Genomic DNA, 16,048 nt, shown 5'->3' with positions numbered 1-16,048 from the left:
CCCCCCCCCCCGCCCCCCCCCCCCCCCCCCCCCCCCCCCCCCCCCCCCCCCCCCGGTGCGTTCTGACGGGTCAGTTCTTCTTCTTGCGGACGGTCTTGCCGGTCAGGGTCCAGCTCTGGGACTTGACCGTGTGGCGGTGCTTGTCCCTCGCCGTGACCGTGATCCTGAACCGGGTGCCGTCCGGCAGCGGGGCGGACAGGTGGACGGACGCCTTGTGGGTGGCCCGGTCGTAGGAGACCACGGCCGTCACATGGAGCTTCCTGGCGGCCCTGGAGCCCTTCAGGACGGTGACGCTCCCCTTGACGGAGGACACCGCCGCCTTGTCCGGCACGGCCATCACGAGGGCGCTCGCCGCGTCGGCGGTGTGGGTCACCGAGGAGGTGGGCACCTCTGACGCCTTGGCGTTCGCCAGGGACGCGCCGGGGTTGTCGGCGGTGAAGACGGGGCCCACCCAGTAGTTCGCGGAACCGTAGGAACCGTTGGGGAAGGCCGGGCCGGCACCGTATCGGTACAGCCCGTTGTGGTGCGCGGTGGTGTCGGCCGTGGCCGTGAGCGGATACGACTGGTGGGCGCCGGCGAAGTAGCCGCCGTCCACGGCGTAGTGCCCGTTCGGCGCGTGGTAGGAGACGACGTAGGGGGTGCCGGCGGTGACGGCCACCGGAGTGGCGAAGGTCAGCGTCTGCCAGCCGGACGCCGTCTCGTTGGTGAAGGTGCCGGAGGCCAGCAGCGCGCCCGCGTCGGACCACAGGCTGCCGGTGTGGGTGCCGGTGTTCCCGGTGCCCTTGTAGAAGGTGACGCCGGTGATCCAGCCGTCCGCCGAGGACGTGAACCGGGTGCCCAGCTCGACGGAGTTGGTGTCGCCGGTCATGTCGGTGGTGGCCGGCACGGCGGAGGAGCTCCACAGCGTGCAGGGGCAGGTCACCGCGGGCGGGGTGGAACTGGTGGTGAAGGACCAGGTCACCGGGTCCGCCATGGCGTTGCCCCACACGTCGGAGGCCTGGACGGAGGCGGTGTAGGTGGTGTGCAGGGACAGCTGCGTGGACGGTGTGAAGACGGCCTTGTTCGACGCGGGGTAGGTGAGGGAGCCCGGTACGGCGTTGCCGTCCGCGTCCTTCACGGTGAGCGTCACGCTGTCGGTGTCGACGGCCGAGCTGAAGGTGGCCGACACCGGGGCGGTGATGGAGGTGGCGGTCGCCCCGGAGGTCGGGGAGGTCGAGGTGACGGTGGGCGGGGTGGTGCCGGCCGTCGAGGTGTCCAGCACCACGTCGACCCAGTAGTTGCTGCCGGAGGACTGGGAGGACGGGAAGGCGCTGGTCGAGCCGTAGTGGTAGACGCCGTTGCCGCCGTCGGTGCCGGACTTCAGCGCGGTCAGCGGGGCGAGTCCGGCGTCGCCGCCGGAGAAATAGCCGCCGTCGTAGGAGTATCCGCCGTTCGGGGCGAAGTACGAGGCCACGTAGGTGGTGTTGGCCTTGACGGTCACCGGGGTGGCGAAGTTCAGCTGCTGCCAGCCGGACGCCGTCTCGTTGGTGAAGGTGCCGGTGGCCAGGCGGGTGCCGGAGGCGGTCCACAGGCTGCCGGTGTGCGTCCCGGTGTTGGCGGGCGACTTGTAGAAGCGGACTGCGGTGATCGAACCGGCCGACGTGGTACGGAACTTGGCGCCGAGCTCGACGGAGCTGCCGTCGCCCGCGTTGACGGTGCCGGGCACCGCGGAGGCGGGCCAGACGGTGCAGGGGCAGGCCTGGGGGCCGACGGTCACCGGCAGGGTGGTGACGGCGCCGATGTTCACGCTGTCGTCGACCGCGCGGACCTTGATGGACGCCGCGCCCGGGGTGGTCGGGGTCCAGGTGTAGCTCCAGGACGCCAGGCCGGTGGCGGCCTTCCAGGTCGTACCGCCGTCCGTGGACACCTCGACGCGGGCCACCACACCGCCGCTGTCGCCGGCGGTGCCCTTGATGGTGACCGGCTTCAGTGCCGGGACGGTGACCCCGGAGGCCGGGCTGGTCACGGTGACGGCCGGACCGGTGGTGTCGCTCGAGGCCGTGGCGGCGACGAGGTTGCTCTGCCGGGTGAGCGGCTGGACGCCCATGTCGGCGAGGACGTTCAGCGTCGCCTGCTGCATCCGGGAGTCCTCGGTGACCACCGTGTCGTCGGGGTTGTAGGTCGGGATGTTGGTCAGGCCCCACGACCACTGGACGGTGCCGGAGCCGAACACCAGTGCCCCGGAGGTCTGGTCGCGGAACTCGACGAGGTTGTGCGTGGCGGTGCCGTTGCCGTAGACGTTGCCCCAGTCCATGCGGAGCTTGCCGTCGTTGACGTCGACCGTGGTGGACGACACGTCGATCGCGCCGGCGGGCCGGGTGCTGTTGTCCAGGTCGCTGTCCCACTCGTAGCCGAGGGTGCCCGTGGGGAAGGTGGCGGTCTGCCCGGCGCCGAGGCCCGCGATGGAGGTGTTGCGCCAGATCCGGTTCTTTCCGTACGAGCCGGGGACGGTGATGGCGTCGCTGCGGTAGCCGTTCACGGTGAACATGGAGCCGGTGAGGATGTTCGGCGGCTGGTAGTCCTGCCCGTAGTCCTTGCTCGCCGGGTCCATCCAGGTGCCGGTCCAGCTGCCGCTGGGGTCGGCTGTGCCGTTGTTCTGCGCCATCTTGGTCATCTTGTAGCAGACCAGGGTGCGGTTCGCCGTGTTCGCGCCGTCGATGCTGGGGGCCAGCCGGGTCTTCCAGAACACCTCGTTGCCGCTGAAGAAGCCCTCGCGCAGGCCCGCCTTCCTGGCGGCCAGGACGTTGGAGTACTGGCTCTGCGTCCAGTACTCGTCGTGACCGGAGGACAGGTACACCTTGTGGTTCCTCAGCAGGGTCGCGCCGTTGGTGGACACGTCGACGCCGGAGAGGTAGCTGACGTCGTAGCCGTTGCGCTCCAGCCAGGACAGCATCATGAACTCGGAGCCGTAGATGCCGTTGTCACCACCGATGTCCAGCGGCCGGTTGTAGCTGACCTCGTAGGCACGGCCGTCCGGGGCGGGTCCGGTGCCTCCGTAGAGGTCCTGGCCGCCGTAGTCGTTGTACGCCTGCCAGGTCTGGTCGCTGGTCTGCACGACGACGTCGGAGGTGCTGGAGTCCTTGCGGACGACGAACGGGTACGGCATGAGGCCGTCGCCGTCGGTCTGCGTCAGGTTGGCGATGTACAGGCCGGAGACGGCGTCGCTGGGCACCGTCCAGCTCGCGGTCACGGGCCAGTTGCCGCAGTCGACCAGGCCGGTGGAACTCTTGGTCGCGCAACTCGCAGGCCTGATGGCGTAGTTGGCCGGGTAGGTGACGGCCGCCTGGGCGGCGGTCGACATCTCGCGTGCGCCGTCGCCGCCGTACCAGCCGAGCCGGTAGATCTCGATGCGGTACGGGGTCTTGGACTGGACCTTGAACTGGACGGTGTCGCCCGCCTGCACGCTCTCCTTGGTGCTGAAGCCCTTGATGTCGCCGTAGGCGTTGGGTGAGAACCAGTCGGACTTGGGGTTGCCCGGCTTCGAGTTCTCGCACACGACGGGGTTCGAGCCGGTTCCGCACGGATCGGATGCCGCTTGCGCGGTGACGGCTCCTGGGAGCACCGCCCATACCAGTGCTGCCACGACGGCGAGGCGGCCGCCCCGGATCCGTCTGCTCCATCTGTTCATGTGTACCTCTCAGCGGTGCTGTGCAGGGCCGACCCGTGCGGGCGGAGTGGAGCTGTGAAGCGGTGACCGGTCAGCCGCGGAGCGCGTCGGCGAGCGCGTCCACGACCCGCTGCTGCTGGTCGGGGTGGATCTGCGGGTAGAGCGGGAGCGACAGGATTCGCTCCGCCGCCTCCTCGGCGTGGGGGAAGTCCCCGCGGGAGTGGCCGAGATGACGGTACGCCGGTGTGAGGTGGACCGGGGCGGGATAGTGCACCCCGGCGCCGATGCCCTCCGCGTTGAGCTTGCCGACGACGTCGTCGCGGTCCGCGCCGGCGACCTGGATCACGTAGAGGTGCCAGACGTGGAGGTTGCCCGGCGCGGTCGTCGGCAGGACGACCCGTCCGGCCGCCGCGAGGTCGGCGAGGAAGGCGTCGTAGCGGGCGGCGGCGGCCCGCCGGGCCGCGTTGCCGTCCGCCAGCCGCGCCAGTTTGGCGCGCAGGACGACGGCCTGGAGCCCGTCGAGGCGGCTGTTGAAGCCGGGGACGTCGTGCCGGTACTTGGCGACGCCGCCGTGGTTGGCGATCGCGCGCACCAGGCCGGCCCGGTCCTCGTCGTCGGTGAGCACCGCGCCCGCGTCGCCGTAGGCACCCAGGTTCTTGCCCGGGTAGAAGCTGGTGGCGGCGATGGTGCCGCTGCCCGGGGTGCGGCCGTCGCGGGTGGCCCCCTGGCACTGTGCGGCGTCCTCCACGATCCGGACACCGTCCGGCAGTTGGCCCACCAGGGCGCTCACGTCGGCCATCTGCCCGTAGAGGTGGACGGGGACGACCGCGCGGGTGGCCGGGCCGACGGCGTCAAGCGCGGCCTGCGGGTCGAGCAGGAGGCTGTCGGGCAGACAGTCGGCGAGGACCGGTCGCGCGCCGGTCCTGGTCACCGCGCCCGCGGTGGCGATGAAGGTGTTGGCGGGCACCACGACCTCGTCCCCGGCCCCGACTCCGCTCGCGCGCAAGGCGAGTTCGACGGCGTCGGTGCCGTTGGCGACCCCCACGCAGTGGGCGACACCGCCGAAGTCGGCGTACTCGCGCTCGAATCGGCGCACCTCGTCGCCGCCGATGAACGCGGTGCCGGCCAGCACTCGTTCGAATCCGGCCCTGACCTCGTCGGCGACCTCCTCGTGTGCCGCCCTGAGGTCGACAAGCGGAATCTGGTTCATGTGACCGGTCCCCCCGTTGTTCGTGTCACCAGTTCGTCGAGCGCCGGCGCGTCCGCCGTGCGCAGCCGCCGGGCCGGACTGCCCGCCCAGACCTCGCCGGGCGGGACGTCGCCGAGCACCGTGCTCCCCATGCCGACCAGCGACCACGCGCCGATCGTCGTGCCTTCGCGGACCAGGGCCCCGGAGCCCACGTAGGCGCCCCGTTCCAGCCGGGCTCCCCCGCCGAGCCGGACACCGGCGGCGAGCGTGGCGCAGTCCTCGACCACGTCGTCGTGGGTGAGGACGGCGTGCGGCATCACCGCGACATGCGCTCCCACCCGGACGGCGGCGGTCAGGACGCAGTGCGCCAGCAGGACCGAGCCGGGGCCGACCTCGGAGCTCGACGACACCGCCGCCGTCGGGTGCAGCACGGTGGCGTAGCGGTCCGCGGGCAGGCCGAGGCGGCGCACCAGACGGGCGCGGGCCGCGTAGTCCCGGGGATTGCCCACGCAGACCACGACCTGCGCCCCGGGCAGGTCGTGGACGAGGTCACAGCCGCCCAGGACGGGCACGCCGTCCACCTCGGTGCCGTGCAGGGCGGTGTTGTCGTCGAGGTGCCCGAGCAGCTTCGTCCCGCCCGCGTCCCGTACGACCTGGGCGGTCTCGCGGGCGAAGCCGCCCGCGCCGATGATCAGGAGTTCGCTCATGGGCCGGCCTGTTCGCGCAGCACCGCGACCACCCGGTCCTGCTGGGCCTCGGTCATCGTGTGGAACAGCGGCAGGATCAGCGAGTCGCGGCCGATCCGCTCGGTGACCGGCAGCGGTGCCGCGGGGTGGCCCGCGTAGGCGGGTTCGAGGTGCGAGGCCATGATGCCGCGGCGGGCGGAGACGCCGGCCGCGGCGAGCGCGGCGAGCAGGTCGTCCCGGCCGACGGGGAAGTCCTCGGCCAGGAGCACCCAGTAGGACTGGAAGTTGCTCTGCCCGTGGGCGGGGTCGCGGACCGGGGTGAGACCGGGGACGTCCCGCAGCAGCGTCTCGTACCGGGCCGCCAGTGCGCGGCGGCGGGTCACCATCGCGTCGAGTTTGCCGAGCTGGACGAGGCCGATCGCGGCCTGGACGTCCGTCATCCGGTAGTTGAAGCCGACCTCGAGGTAGCTCTCCAGGACCGGTCTGTCGCTCGCGTGCCGCTCCGCCGCCGAGGCGTCCATGCCGTGCTCGCGCAGCCGGCGCAGGCGGGCGGCCCACTGGGCGTCGTCGGTGGTGATCATGCCGCCCTCGCCGGTGGTGACGATCTTGCGGGGGTGGAAGGACCAGGCGGCGAGCAGCGCGCCGTGCCCGACGGGCTTGCCGCCGGCGGTGGAGCCGATGGCGCAGGCCGCGTCCTCGACCAGCGGGAGGTCCCATTCGGCGCAGGCGGCGCGCAGGGCGGGCACGTCGGCCGGTACACCGCCCTGGTGGACGGCGAGGACGGCCCGGGTGCGCGGGGTGCGGACCGCGTCGACAGTGGCCCTGGTCAGGTTGCCGGTGGCGGGGTCCACGTCGGCGAAGACGGGCTCGGCCCCCACGTAGCGGACCGCGTTGGCGGTGGCGATGAACGACAGCGAGGGCACCACGACCTCGTCGCCGGGGCCGAGCCCGAGCGCGACGAGCGACAGGTGCAGAGCGGTGGTGCACGAGCTGACGGCGATGCCGTGCTCGGCGCCCACCCGCTCGGCGAAGGCGCGCTCGAAGGCGGCGACCCGGGGGCCCTGCGCGACCCAGCCGGACAGCACGGCGTCGGAGGCGGCGCGGGCCTCCTCCTCGCCGAGCCAGGGGATCATCACCGGGATGCGGTCCGTGCTCATCGCGCGGCCTCCTCCGTGGCGGCGGCGTCGGTGGCGCGCTCGGCACGCCACCAGTCCACCAGGTCCCGCAGGCCCGTGCGCAGGTCGATCCGGGCCTCGAAACCGAGGAGTTCGGCCGCCCGGCGGGTCTCGGCGAGCCGCCGGACCACCCCGTTGACCGCGCGGGCGGGGCCGTGCTCGGGCGCCAGACCCGACGCGCCCATCGCCTCCAGCAGCCCTTCGGCGAGTTCCTTCAGCGAGGTCTCCGTGCCGCTGGCGACGTTGAACACCTCGTCGGTGAGGTCCGACTCGGCGGCCAGCACGTTGGCCCTGGCGATGTCCCGGACGTCGACGAAGTCCATGGTCTGGCTGCCGTCGCCGAGGATCAGCGGCGGCTCGCCGGACTCGATGCGTTCCATCCAGCGGATGAGCACCTCGGTGTAGAGGCCGTGGATGTCCATGCGGGGTCCGTAAACGTTGAAGTACCGCAGGGCCACGTAGTCCAGGCCGTACATGGCGTGGAAGCTGCGCAGCATGCCCTCGTTGAACGCCTTGGCCGCGCCGTAGAACGTGTCGTTGTTGTACGGGTGGTGGCGTTCGGTGGTCGGGAACTCCTCGGCCATGCCGTAGACGGACGCCGAGGACGAGGCGATCACCTTGCCCACGCCGGCCTCGACCGCGGCCTCCAGGACGTTGAAGGTGCCGTCGACCATCACCTCGTTGGCGAGCCGGGGCTCCTCCGCGCACTGCGTGATCCGGATCGCGGCGAGGTGGAACACCAGGTCGGCGCCCTCGGTGACCTTCCGTACGGTGGCGGCGTCCCGGATGTCACCCTCGACGACCTGGACGACACCGCTGCCCAGGGCCTTGGCGAGGTTGCCCAGCCGCCCGCGCACGAAGTTGTCGAGCACGACGATCTCGCGGGCACCGCCCTCGGCCAGGAGGTCGACGAGGTTCGAGCCGATGGTGCCCGCCCCTCCGGTGACCAGGATCTTCTTGCCTCGTACGCTGCTCAACTGCATGGCCCTCTCGGTGGATGGAACGGTCAGTGCCCGGCGCGCAGGCCGACGACGGCGCCGCGGAACTCCAGGCTGCGGGAGGCCGCTTCGAGGATGTCCAGCACGCGCAGGCCCGCGCGCCCGTCGGTCAGCGGTGGCCGCCCGGTCCTGATCGCGTCGGCGAACTCGTCGACCATGCTGCGCAGCGCTTCCTTCTCGCCGATCGCGGGGGCGACCATGTCGCCCGAGCGGTACGAGACGAGCATCTCGCGGCGCTCGTCGGCGCCGATCTCCTGCGGCGCGGCGAGGTCCACCCCGCGGTCGTAGACCGACACGCGCTGGAGCGGGTTGAGGTCGTCCCAGAGCAGGGTGCGCTTGGCGCCGCCCACCATGGTGGTCCGCACCTTGGTCGGGGAGAGCCAGTTGACGTGCACGTGGGCGATGGCCCCGGTGTTGAGCTGAAGGGTCAGGTAGGCCACGCAGGCCTGGCCGGCGCCGATCGGGTCGGCCCCGTGGGCGGCGACCGCGACCGGTTCGACGTGGTCGGGGAGGATGAAGTCCAGGATGGACAGGTCGTGCGGGGCGAGGTCCCACAGGACGTCGATGTCCTTCTGGACGAGACCGAGGTTGATCCGGACCGAGTCGACGAAGTGGATCTCGCCGAGCTCCCCGGAGCGGACCAGTTCGCGGATGCGGCCCACGGCGGGCGTGTAGCAGTAGGTGTGGTCGCACATGAGGGTGAGGCCGCGTTCCTCGGCCTCGGTCACCAGGCGCATCCCGTCGGCGTAGGTCGCCGCGAGGGGCTTCTCCACCAGGACGTGCTTGCCGGCGCGCAGGGCCGCCAGGGCGATGTCGAGGTGGGTGCCGGCCGGGGTGGCGACGGCGACCGCGGCCACGGAGGGGTCGGCGAGGACGGCCGCGTAGTCCGAGGTGGCCTGGACCGTGGAGTAGTTGCCGAGCACTCGCTGGGCACGGTCCACGTCGAGGTCGCACAGCCAGCGCAGCCGGAACCGCTCGCTGGCCTGGAAGTTGCGTACGAGGTTGGGGCCCCAGTAGCCGGCCCCGACGACGGCGACTCCCAACGGCTCGGTGCTGTGCGTCACTTGGTTCCTCTTCCGTCGGTCCATCAGTAGGCCCCCGTGCCTCGCACCACCGCGGACCCGGTGCGCAGCAGGATCGTCAGGTCGAGACTCATCGACCAGTTGTCCACGTATCCGAGATCGAGCCGTACGGCCTCGTCCCAGGGCAGGTCGGAGCGGCCGCTGACCTGCCAGAGCCCGGTGAGGCCGGGCTTCACGAGCATCCGGCGTTTGATGTCCGGGGTGTACTCCTCCACTTCCTGGGGCAGCGGCGGGCGCGGGCCGACGAGCGACATGTGGCCCTTGACCACGTTGAGCAGCTGCGGCAGTTCGTCGAGCGAACTGCGGCGCAGCAGCGAACCGACCCGGGTGACCCGTGGGTCCTCCTTGACCTTGAAGAGCAGGCCGTCGCTGTTCTGGTTGAGGTGCTCCAGCTCGGCCCTGAGGGCCTCCGAGTCCTGCCGCATCGTGCGGAACTTGAGCATGGTGAAGTGGTCGCCGTAGCGGCCCACGCGCTGCTGTCTGAAGAGTGCGGGGCCGGAGCTGTCCAGCCGGACGATCAGGGCGATCAGCAGCATGGGAAGCGCGAGGAACAGCAGGAGCGCCGCCGCGAAGGAACGATCCAGCAGTTCCTTGGGCAGGCGGGCGAACCGGGAGAGGTTCGGCGCCTGGATGCGCAGCAGGGGCACTCCGTTGGTGGGGCGTACGGCGAGCCGTGGCGCGGACACGTCGGTCAGGACGGGTGCCAGCAGGAACTCGACGCCCTGTACGGCGGTGGTCCAGGACATCCGGCGCAGCACGGAGGCGTCGGCTCCGGGCACCGGCAGCGCGACCACGGTGGTGATGCGCATGACCCGGACGACGTCGTCCATGTCGCCGATGCCGCCGAGGACCGGCAGCCCCAGCCTGCGGACCGCCGAGGCGTTCTCCGGGTCGCTCAGGCACACCCCGGCGAGCTGGAGTTCCTGTGCGCCGCCGCGCCGCAGCACCGCGACCAGTTCCACGATCCCGCGCGTGGGCCCGACCAGGAGGGTGGCGCTGCGGTCCCGGCCGCGCGCCCAGCGCCGGTGCAACCGGCGGCGCAGCGTGTACCGGATCGGCACGGCTATCACGGCGGCCGGCACGGCGGCCATGGTCATGTCATGAAGAAGGCCGGAACCGCGCGTGAACAGCCAGTACGCGACCGCCGCCAGGGCCGACAGCGCGGCGGCCCCGCGCAGCACGCGCCGGTACTCCTCGGTGCCGAGGCCCAGGGTGCTGCGATCGTAGGAACGGTGGGCCAGCATGGCCCCGATCCAGGCCGGTGGCAGCACCAGCGCCACCGCCCAGCGGCCGTAGGCCGCGTGGATCAGGAAGGCCGCGACGACGGCGGCGAAGCCGTCCGCGACCAGCAGGACGATTCGGTACTTCTGTTCCCAACGTCTTCGGCGTGTTCGTGGAGTTCGATCTTCCACAAGCACTTGCTCATGCGTGACCTCAATGGTCATGCGCCCCCCACCACATGCGCGACTACCCCTGTCCGAAGCACCCTCGACACAGCGGCACTGGAAAGTGAGGAGGCTTCAGCGGTTCCCCAACCGCCACACGCCCCCAGCATGCTGGTTACTGAAGTTCAAATACGTTCAACGGAGCGGTTCATGACGTGCAGTCAAGAACAAGTTCCCCACCCAAACCGGCCCGGCGATCCTCAATCTAGACCACGCGGCGCAGCCGCGTGAACAGTTGGACGAAACACATGTCGCAATAGTGACACCGACGGCATACTGCCCAGGTGACGAGCATCGTGATCCCGGCCCACAACGAGGCGCGAGTCATCGGCCGGCTCCTCGATTCACTGTTGGCCGATTCCCGCGAGGACGACACCGACGAGACGGACATCGTCGTGGTGTGCAACGGCTGCACCGACGACACCGCACGGATCGCGGCCGAACGCGGCCCGCGCGTAAGGGTGGTGGAGATTCCCGTCCCCTCCAAGCACACCGCGCTGCGCACCGGCGACGACCACGCGCGCGGCTTCCCACGCCTCTACGTGGACGCCGACGTCGTCCTCGCGGGCGCCGACGTGCGGGCTCTGACCGCACCGCTGCACGACGAGACGTCCGGCGTCCTCGCCACCGCCCCCGCACGTCGTATCCCCCTGGCCGCCTGCGCCTGGCGGGTACGCGCCTACTACCAGGTGTGGCAGCGGCTCCCCGCCGTCCGCGAGGGACTGTTCGGCCGGGGTGTCATCGCCGTCTCCGAAGCCGGACACGAACGGCTCGCCGCGCTCCCGCCCTTGATGGCGGACGACCTGGCCGCGTCCATGGCGTTCGCCCCGAAGGAGCGGCAGGTGGTCGAGGCGGCCGGTGTCGTGATCCAACCCCCGCGCACCTGGCGGGACTTGATCAAACGACGCGTCCGGGCCGCGGTGTCCACGGCTCAGGTCGAACAGCAGCAGGCCGGGCGACAGACCCCGCCGCGCACCAGCAAGGCGGACCTGAAGGACCTGCTCCGCCGGGAGCCGAGGCTCCTCGCGGCCGTCGCGGTCTTCGTCGCGGCGGCCGTCGCCGCCCGGCGGGGGGCCGAAAAGGCCATCCGGGAGCGGGACTTCGGCACCTGGCTACGGGACGAGAGCAGCCGGCAGAACTGATCGCACCGCACCTGGAGCTCCTTCTTGTACCTCACCGACCGTTCAGCGCCTCCGAAGGACGGCACCGGCCAGGCCCGGGGACGTGCCCCCGGGCGCAGGGTCGCCCCGGTCGTGCTCGTGCTCGGCACGGTCAGTCTGATCACCGACGTCTCCTCGGAGATGGTCACCGCCGTCCTGCCGCTCTACCTCGTCACCACGCTCGGCTTCAGCCCGCTGGGATTCGGCACCCTCGACGGCGTCTACAACGGCGTCAGCGCGCTGGTCCAGCTCACCGGCGGCCATCTCGCCGACCGGGTGCGCAACCACAAGCTGCTGGCCGGGCTCGGCTACGGCCTGTCCGCACTGTGCAAACCCCTGCTGCTGCTCGCGGGCAGCATCGGCACGCTCGGCACCGTCCTGGCCCTCGAGCGCACCGGCAAGGGCCTGCGCACCGCCCCGCGCGACGCGATGATCTCGCTCTCCACCCGGCCCGAGAACCAGGGCCGGGCCTTCGGCGTGCACCGGGCGATGGACACCACCGGAGCGATGCTCGGCCCGCTCGCAGCCTTCCTCATCCTGCGCACGGCGGTCGACGGCTACGACGCCGTGTTCGCCGTGAGCGCGTGCGTCGCCGCGCTCGGCGTACTCGTCCTGGTGCTGTTCGTCCCCGGCAGGAGCCGAGGCGCACGGCCGGAGGCCGCAGGTCCGGGGGGCAGTCCGGTGGAGCCGCGGTGGGACGAGACGGGCCCGCGCGGCAGCGGGCCGGACGGCGCGGGCGTGCGCGCCGGCCTTCCGTACGGCGGCTCGGGCGTGCGGGAGGCCCGGCCGCAGGACACAGGCGCGGGGGACGCCCGGCCGAAAGACGCGAGCACGCGGGACACCCGGCCTGAAGGCGCCGGCGCGGGGGACGCCCGGCCGGGTGACGCGGGCCTGGCGGACGGCACGCCGGCCGTTCGCGTGCGCGACGCGCTGACCCTGCTGCGGCTGCCGCGGCTGCGGGCGCTCGCCGGCTGCGCCGCGCTGCTCGGCCTGACCACGGTGAGCGACGCGTTCGTCTACCTGCTCCTCCAGCGCCGTGCGGGGGTCGGCGAGCAGTGGTTCACCCTGCTGCCGCTCGGCACCGCCGTCGTCTTCCTGCTGCTGGCCGTGCCCCTCGGCGCGCTCGCCGACCGGATCGGCCGACGCACCGTGTTCCTCGCGGGACACGTGGGGCTGCTCACCGCCTACGGCCTCCTGCTGTGGGCCCCGGCCACACCGGCCCTCACCCCCGCCGTCCTCGCCCTGCACGGCGCGTTCTACGCGGCGACCGACGGGGTGCTCCCGGCCGCCCTCGCCGGACTCGTGCCCGAGCAGTTGCGCGCCACCGGCCTGGCCATCGTCGGCACCAGCCAGGCGCTGGCCCGGTTCTGCTGCTCCCTCGGCTTCGGCGCCGCCTGGACGGTGTGGGGCGACGGCCCGGCCCTGGCCGGGTCGGCGATCGGCCTGCTGTGCTGCGCGGCCGTCGCCGCCCTGGTGCTGCGACCGGCCGGAACCCGATGACCACCACTCCAGCCCCGAGGAACCACATGACATCGCTACGCCGCCGCCTGCTCCTACTCGTCGCGGCGGTCCTGGTGCTCGCGGGCGTGGGAACCGGCGTCGTCCTGCACGCCGCCGCCCGCGCGGACCGGGCGAACCAACCGCGGTCGGGTGGCCCCGCCGTCGGCGCGGGCACGTTCACGCTCGCCCAGAAGGACCGCCTGGCCTTCGTCAACGCGGCCGCCGGCCCGCACCGCACCGCGGTCGCCACGGTTGCGTCCGCCGACCCCGAGGGCAGGCGGATCGCCTCCGGCCTGAAGTGCGCCCGCTTCTACGCGGCCGCCGGCACGGGCATCTGCCTCCAGTCCGATCCTGGCGTCCTCAAGCAGAGCAACCGCGCCCTGCTCCTCGACGCCCGCCTGCGCACCGAGCGCACCTTCCCGCTGGCGGGCACTCCCAGCCGGGCCCGCGTCTCGCCCAGCGGCCGCTTCGCCGCCTGGACCGTCTTCGTCTCGGGCGAGTCCTACTCCTCCGCGTTCTTCTCCACCCGGACCTCGGTCCTGGACACCCGCACCATGCGGCTGACGCCCAGCCTGGAGACGTTCTCCATCGTCAAGGACGGCAAGCCGTACCACGCCTCGGACATCAACTTCTGGGGCGTCACCTTCGCCACCGACGACGACACCTTCTACGCCACCCTCAACACCGCCGACAAGACCTATCTGGTGCGCGGTTCGCTCTCCCGGCGCACGGTCACCACGCTGGCCGAGAACGTGGAGTGCCCGTCCCTCTCCCCCGACGGCACCCGGGTCGCCTTCAAGAAGCGGGTGTTGTCCCGCACGAACCTCTGGCACGAGTACGTCCTCGACCTGCGCACCCTGCGCGAGACGCCGCTGGCCGAACGCCACAGCGTCGACGACCAGGCCACCTGGCTCGACGACCACACCGTCGCCTACGCCCTGCCCACCGACGGCAAGGTCGGCAGCAGCGACCTGTGGAGCGTGCCGGCGAACGGCTCGGGCCGCCCCCACCTGCTGATCGCGGGCGCCTCGTCCCCGGCGCCGCTCGACTGAGCACCTGATCCGGGTCCGGGCCCCGGCACGCCCGGTCCGTCACGAGTGGGCAACGACCGGCCGACCGCCGGAACTGCGCCATGGCCGGAATACATCCGTCCCTGCGACAGCCGCCACCGTGCCCCCAGGGGCCGCGACAGCAGAACGGACACAACCGCCATGACGACCCCCAAGAAGGACAACCGTCACAGACCCACCGCCGCTCTCCGTCCGAGCGTGGTGAGCGCCTGCGCCATCGCCGTCCTGGCGCTGACGCTCACCGCGTGCAACGGAGACGGCGACCCCGGCACCTCCTCCGCCCCCGCCCGTACCGCGACGGCCGGGCCGGGCTCCGGCGGCGCGGGAACCACCGCCACCACGGCCGGCGCCGAACCCGCCGGCACGCCCAAGGCGTCCGCGGGCACCGCCAAATCGCCCTCCTCCGGCGCCACCACCGCCCCGGCACCGGCCAAGCCGGCCGCCTCGCCCTCCGGGGCCGGCGGCTGCGACCACAAGATGCCCATCTCGCCGGACGAGATCGCCGTCTACCGGTACACGCCCGAGGGCGGGTCACTGAACCTGATCGTCAAGTACGGCAACTGGGGCTGCGCACCGGCGGATTCCGACGGCGCGCCGTTCGTCACCGTGGGCAAGGAGACGTACCTGCCCATGGACCAGGCCGCGTACGTGACCGCGACCAACCCCATCGTGGAGAGCACGGAGAACCAGCGCATCGGGGTGCAGGAGTTCCTCGACTGGCTGGAAGCGCACCCGGACAGCGGACTCGTCTTCAAGTACCACCTCGGCGGCGACGGCGCCATCGACCGCCTGGAAGAGGTCTTCACTCCCTGATTCGTCGCGGAGATTGTCTGGGCATCGCCGCCTGCGCCCCCTACCCTCTCTCCCCGACCTCGGCCTCTTCCCCCAAGGAGGGCGTACGACGATGAGACGTGGAACCGACGGCACTCGTTTACGGCAGGCGGTGGCCGGTCTGGCCGCCCTGATCCTCGGCGCCGCCACACTGGTGATCGGCGGCGGGCCGGCGCAGGCGGCGCCCGCCGCGCCGGCCGGCCGGGCCCCGGCCGCGACGGTGGACCTGTCCCACTGGATGGGCGACATGCACGGCTATCTCGACGACCGGCCGCTGAACCGGGTCGCGATGCCCGGCAGTCACGACTCCGGCAGCTGGAGCATCCCGGCCGACCCCGGCCTGTGCACCAGCGGCTGGTCCTACCAGGTCGCCTCGCTCGACCCACGCCTGGCCGCCAGCATCTCGCGGGCGCAGAGCGGCAGCCTGACCGAGCAGCTCGACGAGGGCGCGCGCTACCTCGACCTCCGGCTGTGCCTGGAGGGCGGACAGTGGCGGACCTTCCACGGCGCCCCGATGGGAGACGTCTTCTTCGACGCGGCCACGGGCGAGGCGGCCGCGCTCAAGCGCTGGATCGACGCCCACCCTTCGGAGGTCGTCGTCATCGACCTGTCCACCGCCGCCCCGGCGGGCACCGACCGGAGCGAGCCGCTGACCAGGTTGCGGGACCTGTTCGGCACCCGCGTCGCCACCCGCACCGAGCTGTCCCCGACCTCCCCCTACGGCGACTTCGTCAAGGCCGGGAAGAACGTCGTCCTGGTCGACGCCTCGGCCGCGGTCGACCAGCCCTGGGCCTGGCACGCGGACAGCGTCTCCGACCGCGGCAGCTACCCGTCGGGAGACCCTTCCTGGTGGGACATCCTCAAGTCGTTCTTCAACGGGAGCCCGCCGCAGCAGATCTACGACCAGACACTCTCCCTCGACCAGGCGGCCCTGAACCGTGACCCCGGTCCCGACGCGGACCGGTTCTTCGTCCTGTCCGGCATCGTTCAGCCGGACGTGCAGATACCCCAACTCTTCATGATCCGGCCGCTCTCGCCGTTCTTCCCCGCCACCGTCCGGGACAACTACCTCATGTACCTCGCGAACGGCCTGAACCCCCAACTCGTCGCCGAACTGCGGACGGACTGGCGGGCACCTCGGCCGGCAGGCAACATGAACATCGTGGCGATCGACGACCTGGGCCACCGACCGCAGGGCGACCTCCAACGCGCGGTCATCGACATCAACACCCTCCCCGACCGAGCCACTTGACCGCCTCCGAGGTC

At 71.9% G+C, this 16,048-nt stretch carries 12 protein-coding genes; 5 read left to right on the top strand and 7 right to left on the bottom strand.

Features of this window, described 5'->3' with window-relative positions; all coding sequences use genetic code 11:
- Window positions 1-70 precede the first annotated feature (70 nt).
- The 7 genes from V7E45_RS04640 to V7E45_RS04610 all read right to left on the bottom strand — a co-directional run bounded on the left by V7E45_RS04640 (window position 71) and on the right by V7E45_RS04610 (window position 10,188).
- The gene (locus V7E45_RS04640) at window positions 71-3,535 is read right to left on the bottom strand and encodes a DUF4082 domain-containing protein (RefSeq protein ID WP_333772772.1); all 3,465 of its coding nucleotides are present in this window, start codon (window positions 3,533-3,535) and stop codon (window positions 71-73) included.
- A 202-nt stretch (window positions 3,536-3,737) separates the two neighbouring features.
- Window positions 3,738-4,856, bottom strand: coding sequence for a DegT/DnrJ/EryC1/StrS family aminotransferase (locus tag V7E45_RS04635; protein ID WP_333772771.1), 1,119 nt, complete (start codon window positions 4,854-4,856; stop codon window positions 3,738-3,740).
- Window positions 4,853-5,542, bottom strand: coding sequence for an acetyltransferase (locus V7E45_RS04630; protein WP_333772770.1), 690 nt, complete (start codon window positions 5,540-5,542; stop codon window positions 4,853-4,855). The genes V7E45_RS04635 and V7E45_RS04630 overlap by 4 nt, the downstream gene beginning before the upstream one ends.
- Window positions 5,539-6,678, bottom strand: a complete 1,140-nt coding sequence (locus V7E45_RS04625; protein WP_333772769.1) for a DegT/DnrJ/EryC1/StrS family aminotransferase — start codon at window positions 6,676-6,678, stop codon at window positions 5,539-5,541. Before V7E45_RS04625 ends, V7E45_RS04630 begins: the two co-directional genes overlap by 4 nt.
- The gene (locus V7E45_RS04620; RefSeq protein WP_333772768.1) at window positions 6,675-7,679 is read right to left on the bottom strand and encodes an NAD-dependent epimerase/dehydratase family protein; all 1,005 of its coding nucleotides are present in this window, start codon (window positions 7,677-7,679) and stop codon (window positions 6,675-6,677) included. The genes V7E45_RS04625 and V7E45_RS04620 overlap by 4 nt, the downstream gene beginning before the upstream one ends.
- Window positions 7,680-7,702: 23 nt before the next feature.
- The gene (locus tag V7E45_RS04615) at window positions 7,703-8,758 is read right to left on the bottom strand and encodes a Gfo/Idh/MocA family protein (protein WP_333772767.1); all 1,056 of its coding nucleotides are present in this window, start codon (window positions 8,756-8,758) and stop codon (window positions 7,703-7,705) included.
- Window positions 8,759-8,781: 23 nt separating this feature from the next.
- A complete protein-coding gene (locus V7E45_RS04610) occupies window positions 8,782-10,188 on the bottom strand; it encodes a sugar transferase (protein WP_333772766.1) in 1,407 nt (468 codons plus the stop codon).
- A gap of 317 nt (window positions 10,189-10,505) precedes the next feature.
- Here V7E45_RS04610 and V7E45_RS04605 point away from each other — a divergent pair, with 317 nt between their 5' ends.
- From V7E45_RS04605 to V7E45_RS04585, 5 genes are all read left to right on the top strand, one after another.
- Entirely contained in the window at window positions 10,506-11,363 is an 858-nt protein-coding gene (locus tag V7E45_RS04605) for a glycosyltransferase (protein WP_333772765.1), read from the top strand.
- A gap of 24 nt (window positions 11,364-11,387) precedes the next feature.
- The gene (locus V7E45_RS04600; protein ID WP_333772764.1) at window positions 11,388-12,881 is read left to right on the top strand and encodes an MFS transporter; all 1,494 of its coding nucleotides are present in this window, start codon (window positions 11,388-11,390) and stop codon (window positions 12,879-12,881) included.
- A gap of 26 nt (window positions 12,882-12,907) precedes the next feature.
- Complete coding sequence (locus V7E45_RS04595) at window positions 12,908-13,933, top strand: TolB-like translocation protein (RefSeq protein WP_333772763.1); 1,026 nt, start codon at window positions 12,908-12,910, stop codon at window positions 13,931-13,933.
- A gap of 159 nt (window positions 13,934-14,092) precedes the next feature.
- The gene (locus V7E45_RS04590; protein ID WP_333772762.1) at window positions 14,093-14,764 is read left to right on the top strand and encodes a hypothetical protein; all 672 of its coding nucleotides are present in this window, start codon (window positions 14,093-14,095) and stop codon (window positions 14,762-14,764) included.
- 91 nt (window positions 14,765-14,855) lie between these two features.
- Entirely contained in the window at window positions 14,856-16,034 is a 1,179-nt protein-coding gene (locus tag V7E45_RS04585) for a hypothetical protein (RefSeq protein WP_333772761.1), read from the top strand.
- Window positions 16,035-16,048 lie beyond the last annotated feature (14 nt).

The sequence above is a fragment of the Streptomyces sp. IBSBF 3136 genome (assembly GCF_036815105.1).
Lineage (GTDB): Bacteria > Actinomycetota > Actinomycetes > Streptomycetales > Streptomycetaceae > Streptomyces.
The sequence above is the reverse complement of the archived record's forward strand: the minus strand, read 5'-3'. Positions and strand labels throughout refer to the sequence as shown.

Coding starts and splice junctions, on each gene's coding strand:
- V7E45_RS04635 (WP_333772771.1), bottom strand. CDS start 4,856: ATGAACCAGATTCCGCTTGTCGACCTCAGGGCGGCACACGAGGAGGTC.
- V7E45_RS04630 (WP_333772770.1), bottom strand. CDS start 5,542: ATGAGCGAACTCCTGATCATCGGCGCGGGCGGCTTCGCCCGCGAGACC.
- V7E45_RS04625 (WP_333772769.1), bottom strand. CDS start 6,678: ATGAGCACGGACCGCATCCCGGTGATGATCCCCTGGCTCGGCGAGGAG.
- V7E45_RS04620 (WP_333772768.1), bottom strand. CDS start 7,679: ATGCAGTTGAGCAGCGTACGAGGCAAGAAGATCCTGGTCACCGGAGGG.
- V7E45_RS04595 (WP_333772763.1), top strand. CDS start 12,908: ATGACATCGCTACGCCGCCGCCTGCTCCTACTCGTCGCGGCGGTCCTG.
- V7E45_RS04590 (WP_333772762.1), top strand. CDS start 14,093: ATGACGACCCCCAAGAAGGACAACCGTCACAGACCCACCGCCGCTCTC.
- V7E45_RS04585 (WP_333772761.1), top strand. CDS start 14,856: ATGAGACGTGGAACCGACGGCACTCGTTTACGGCAGGCGGTGGCCGGT.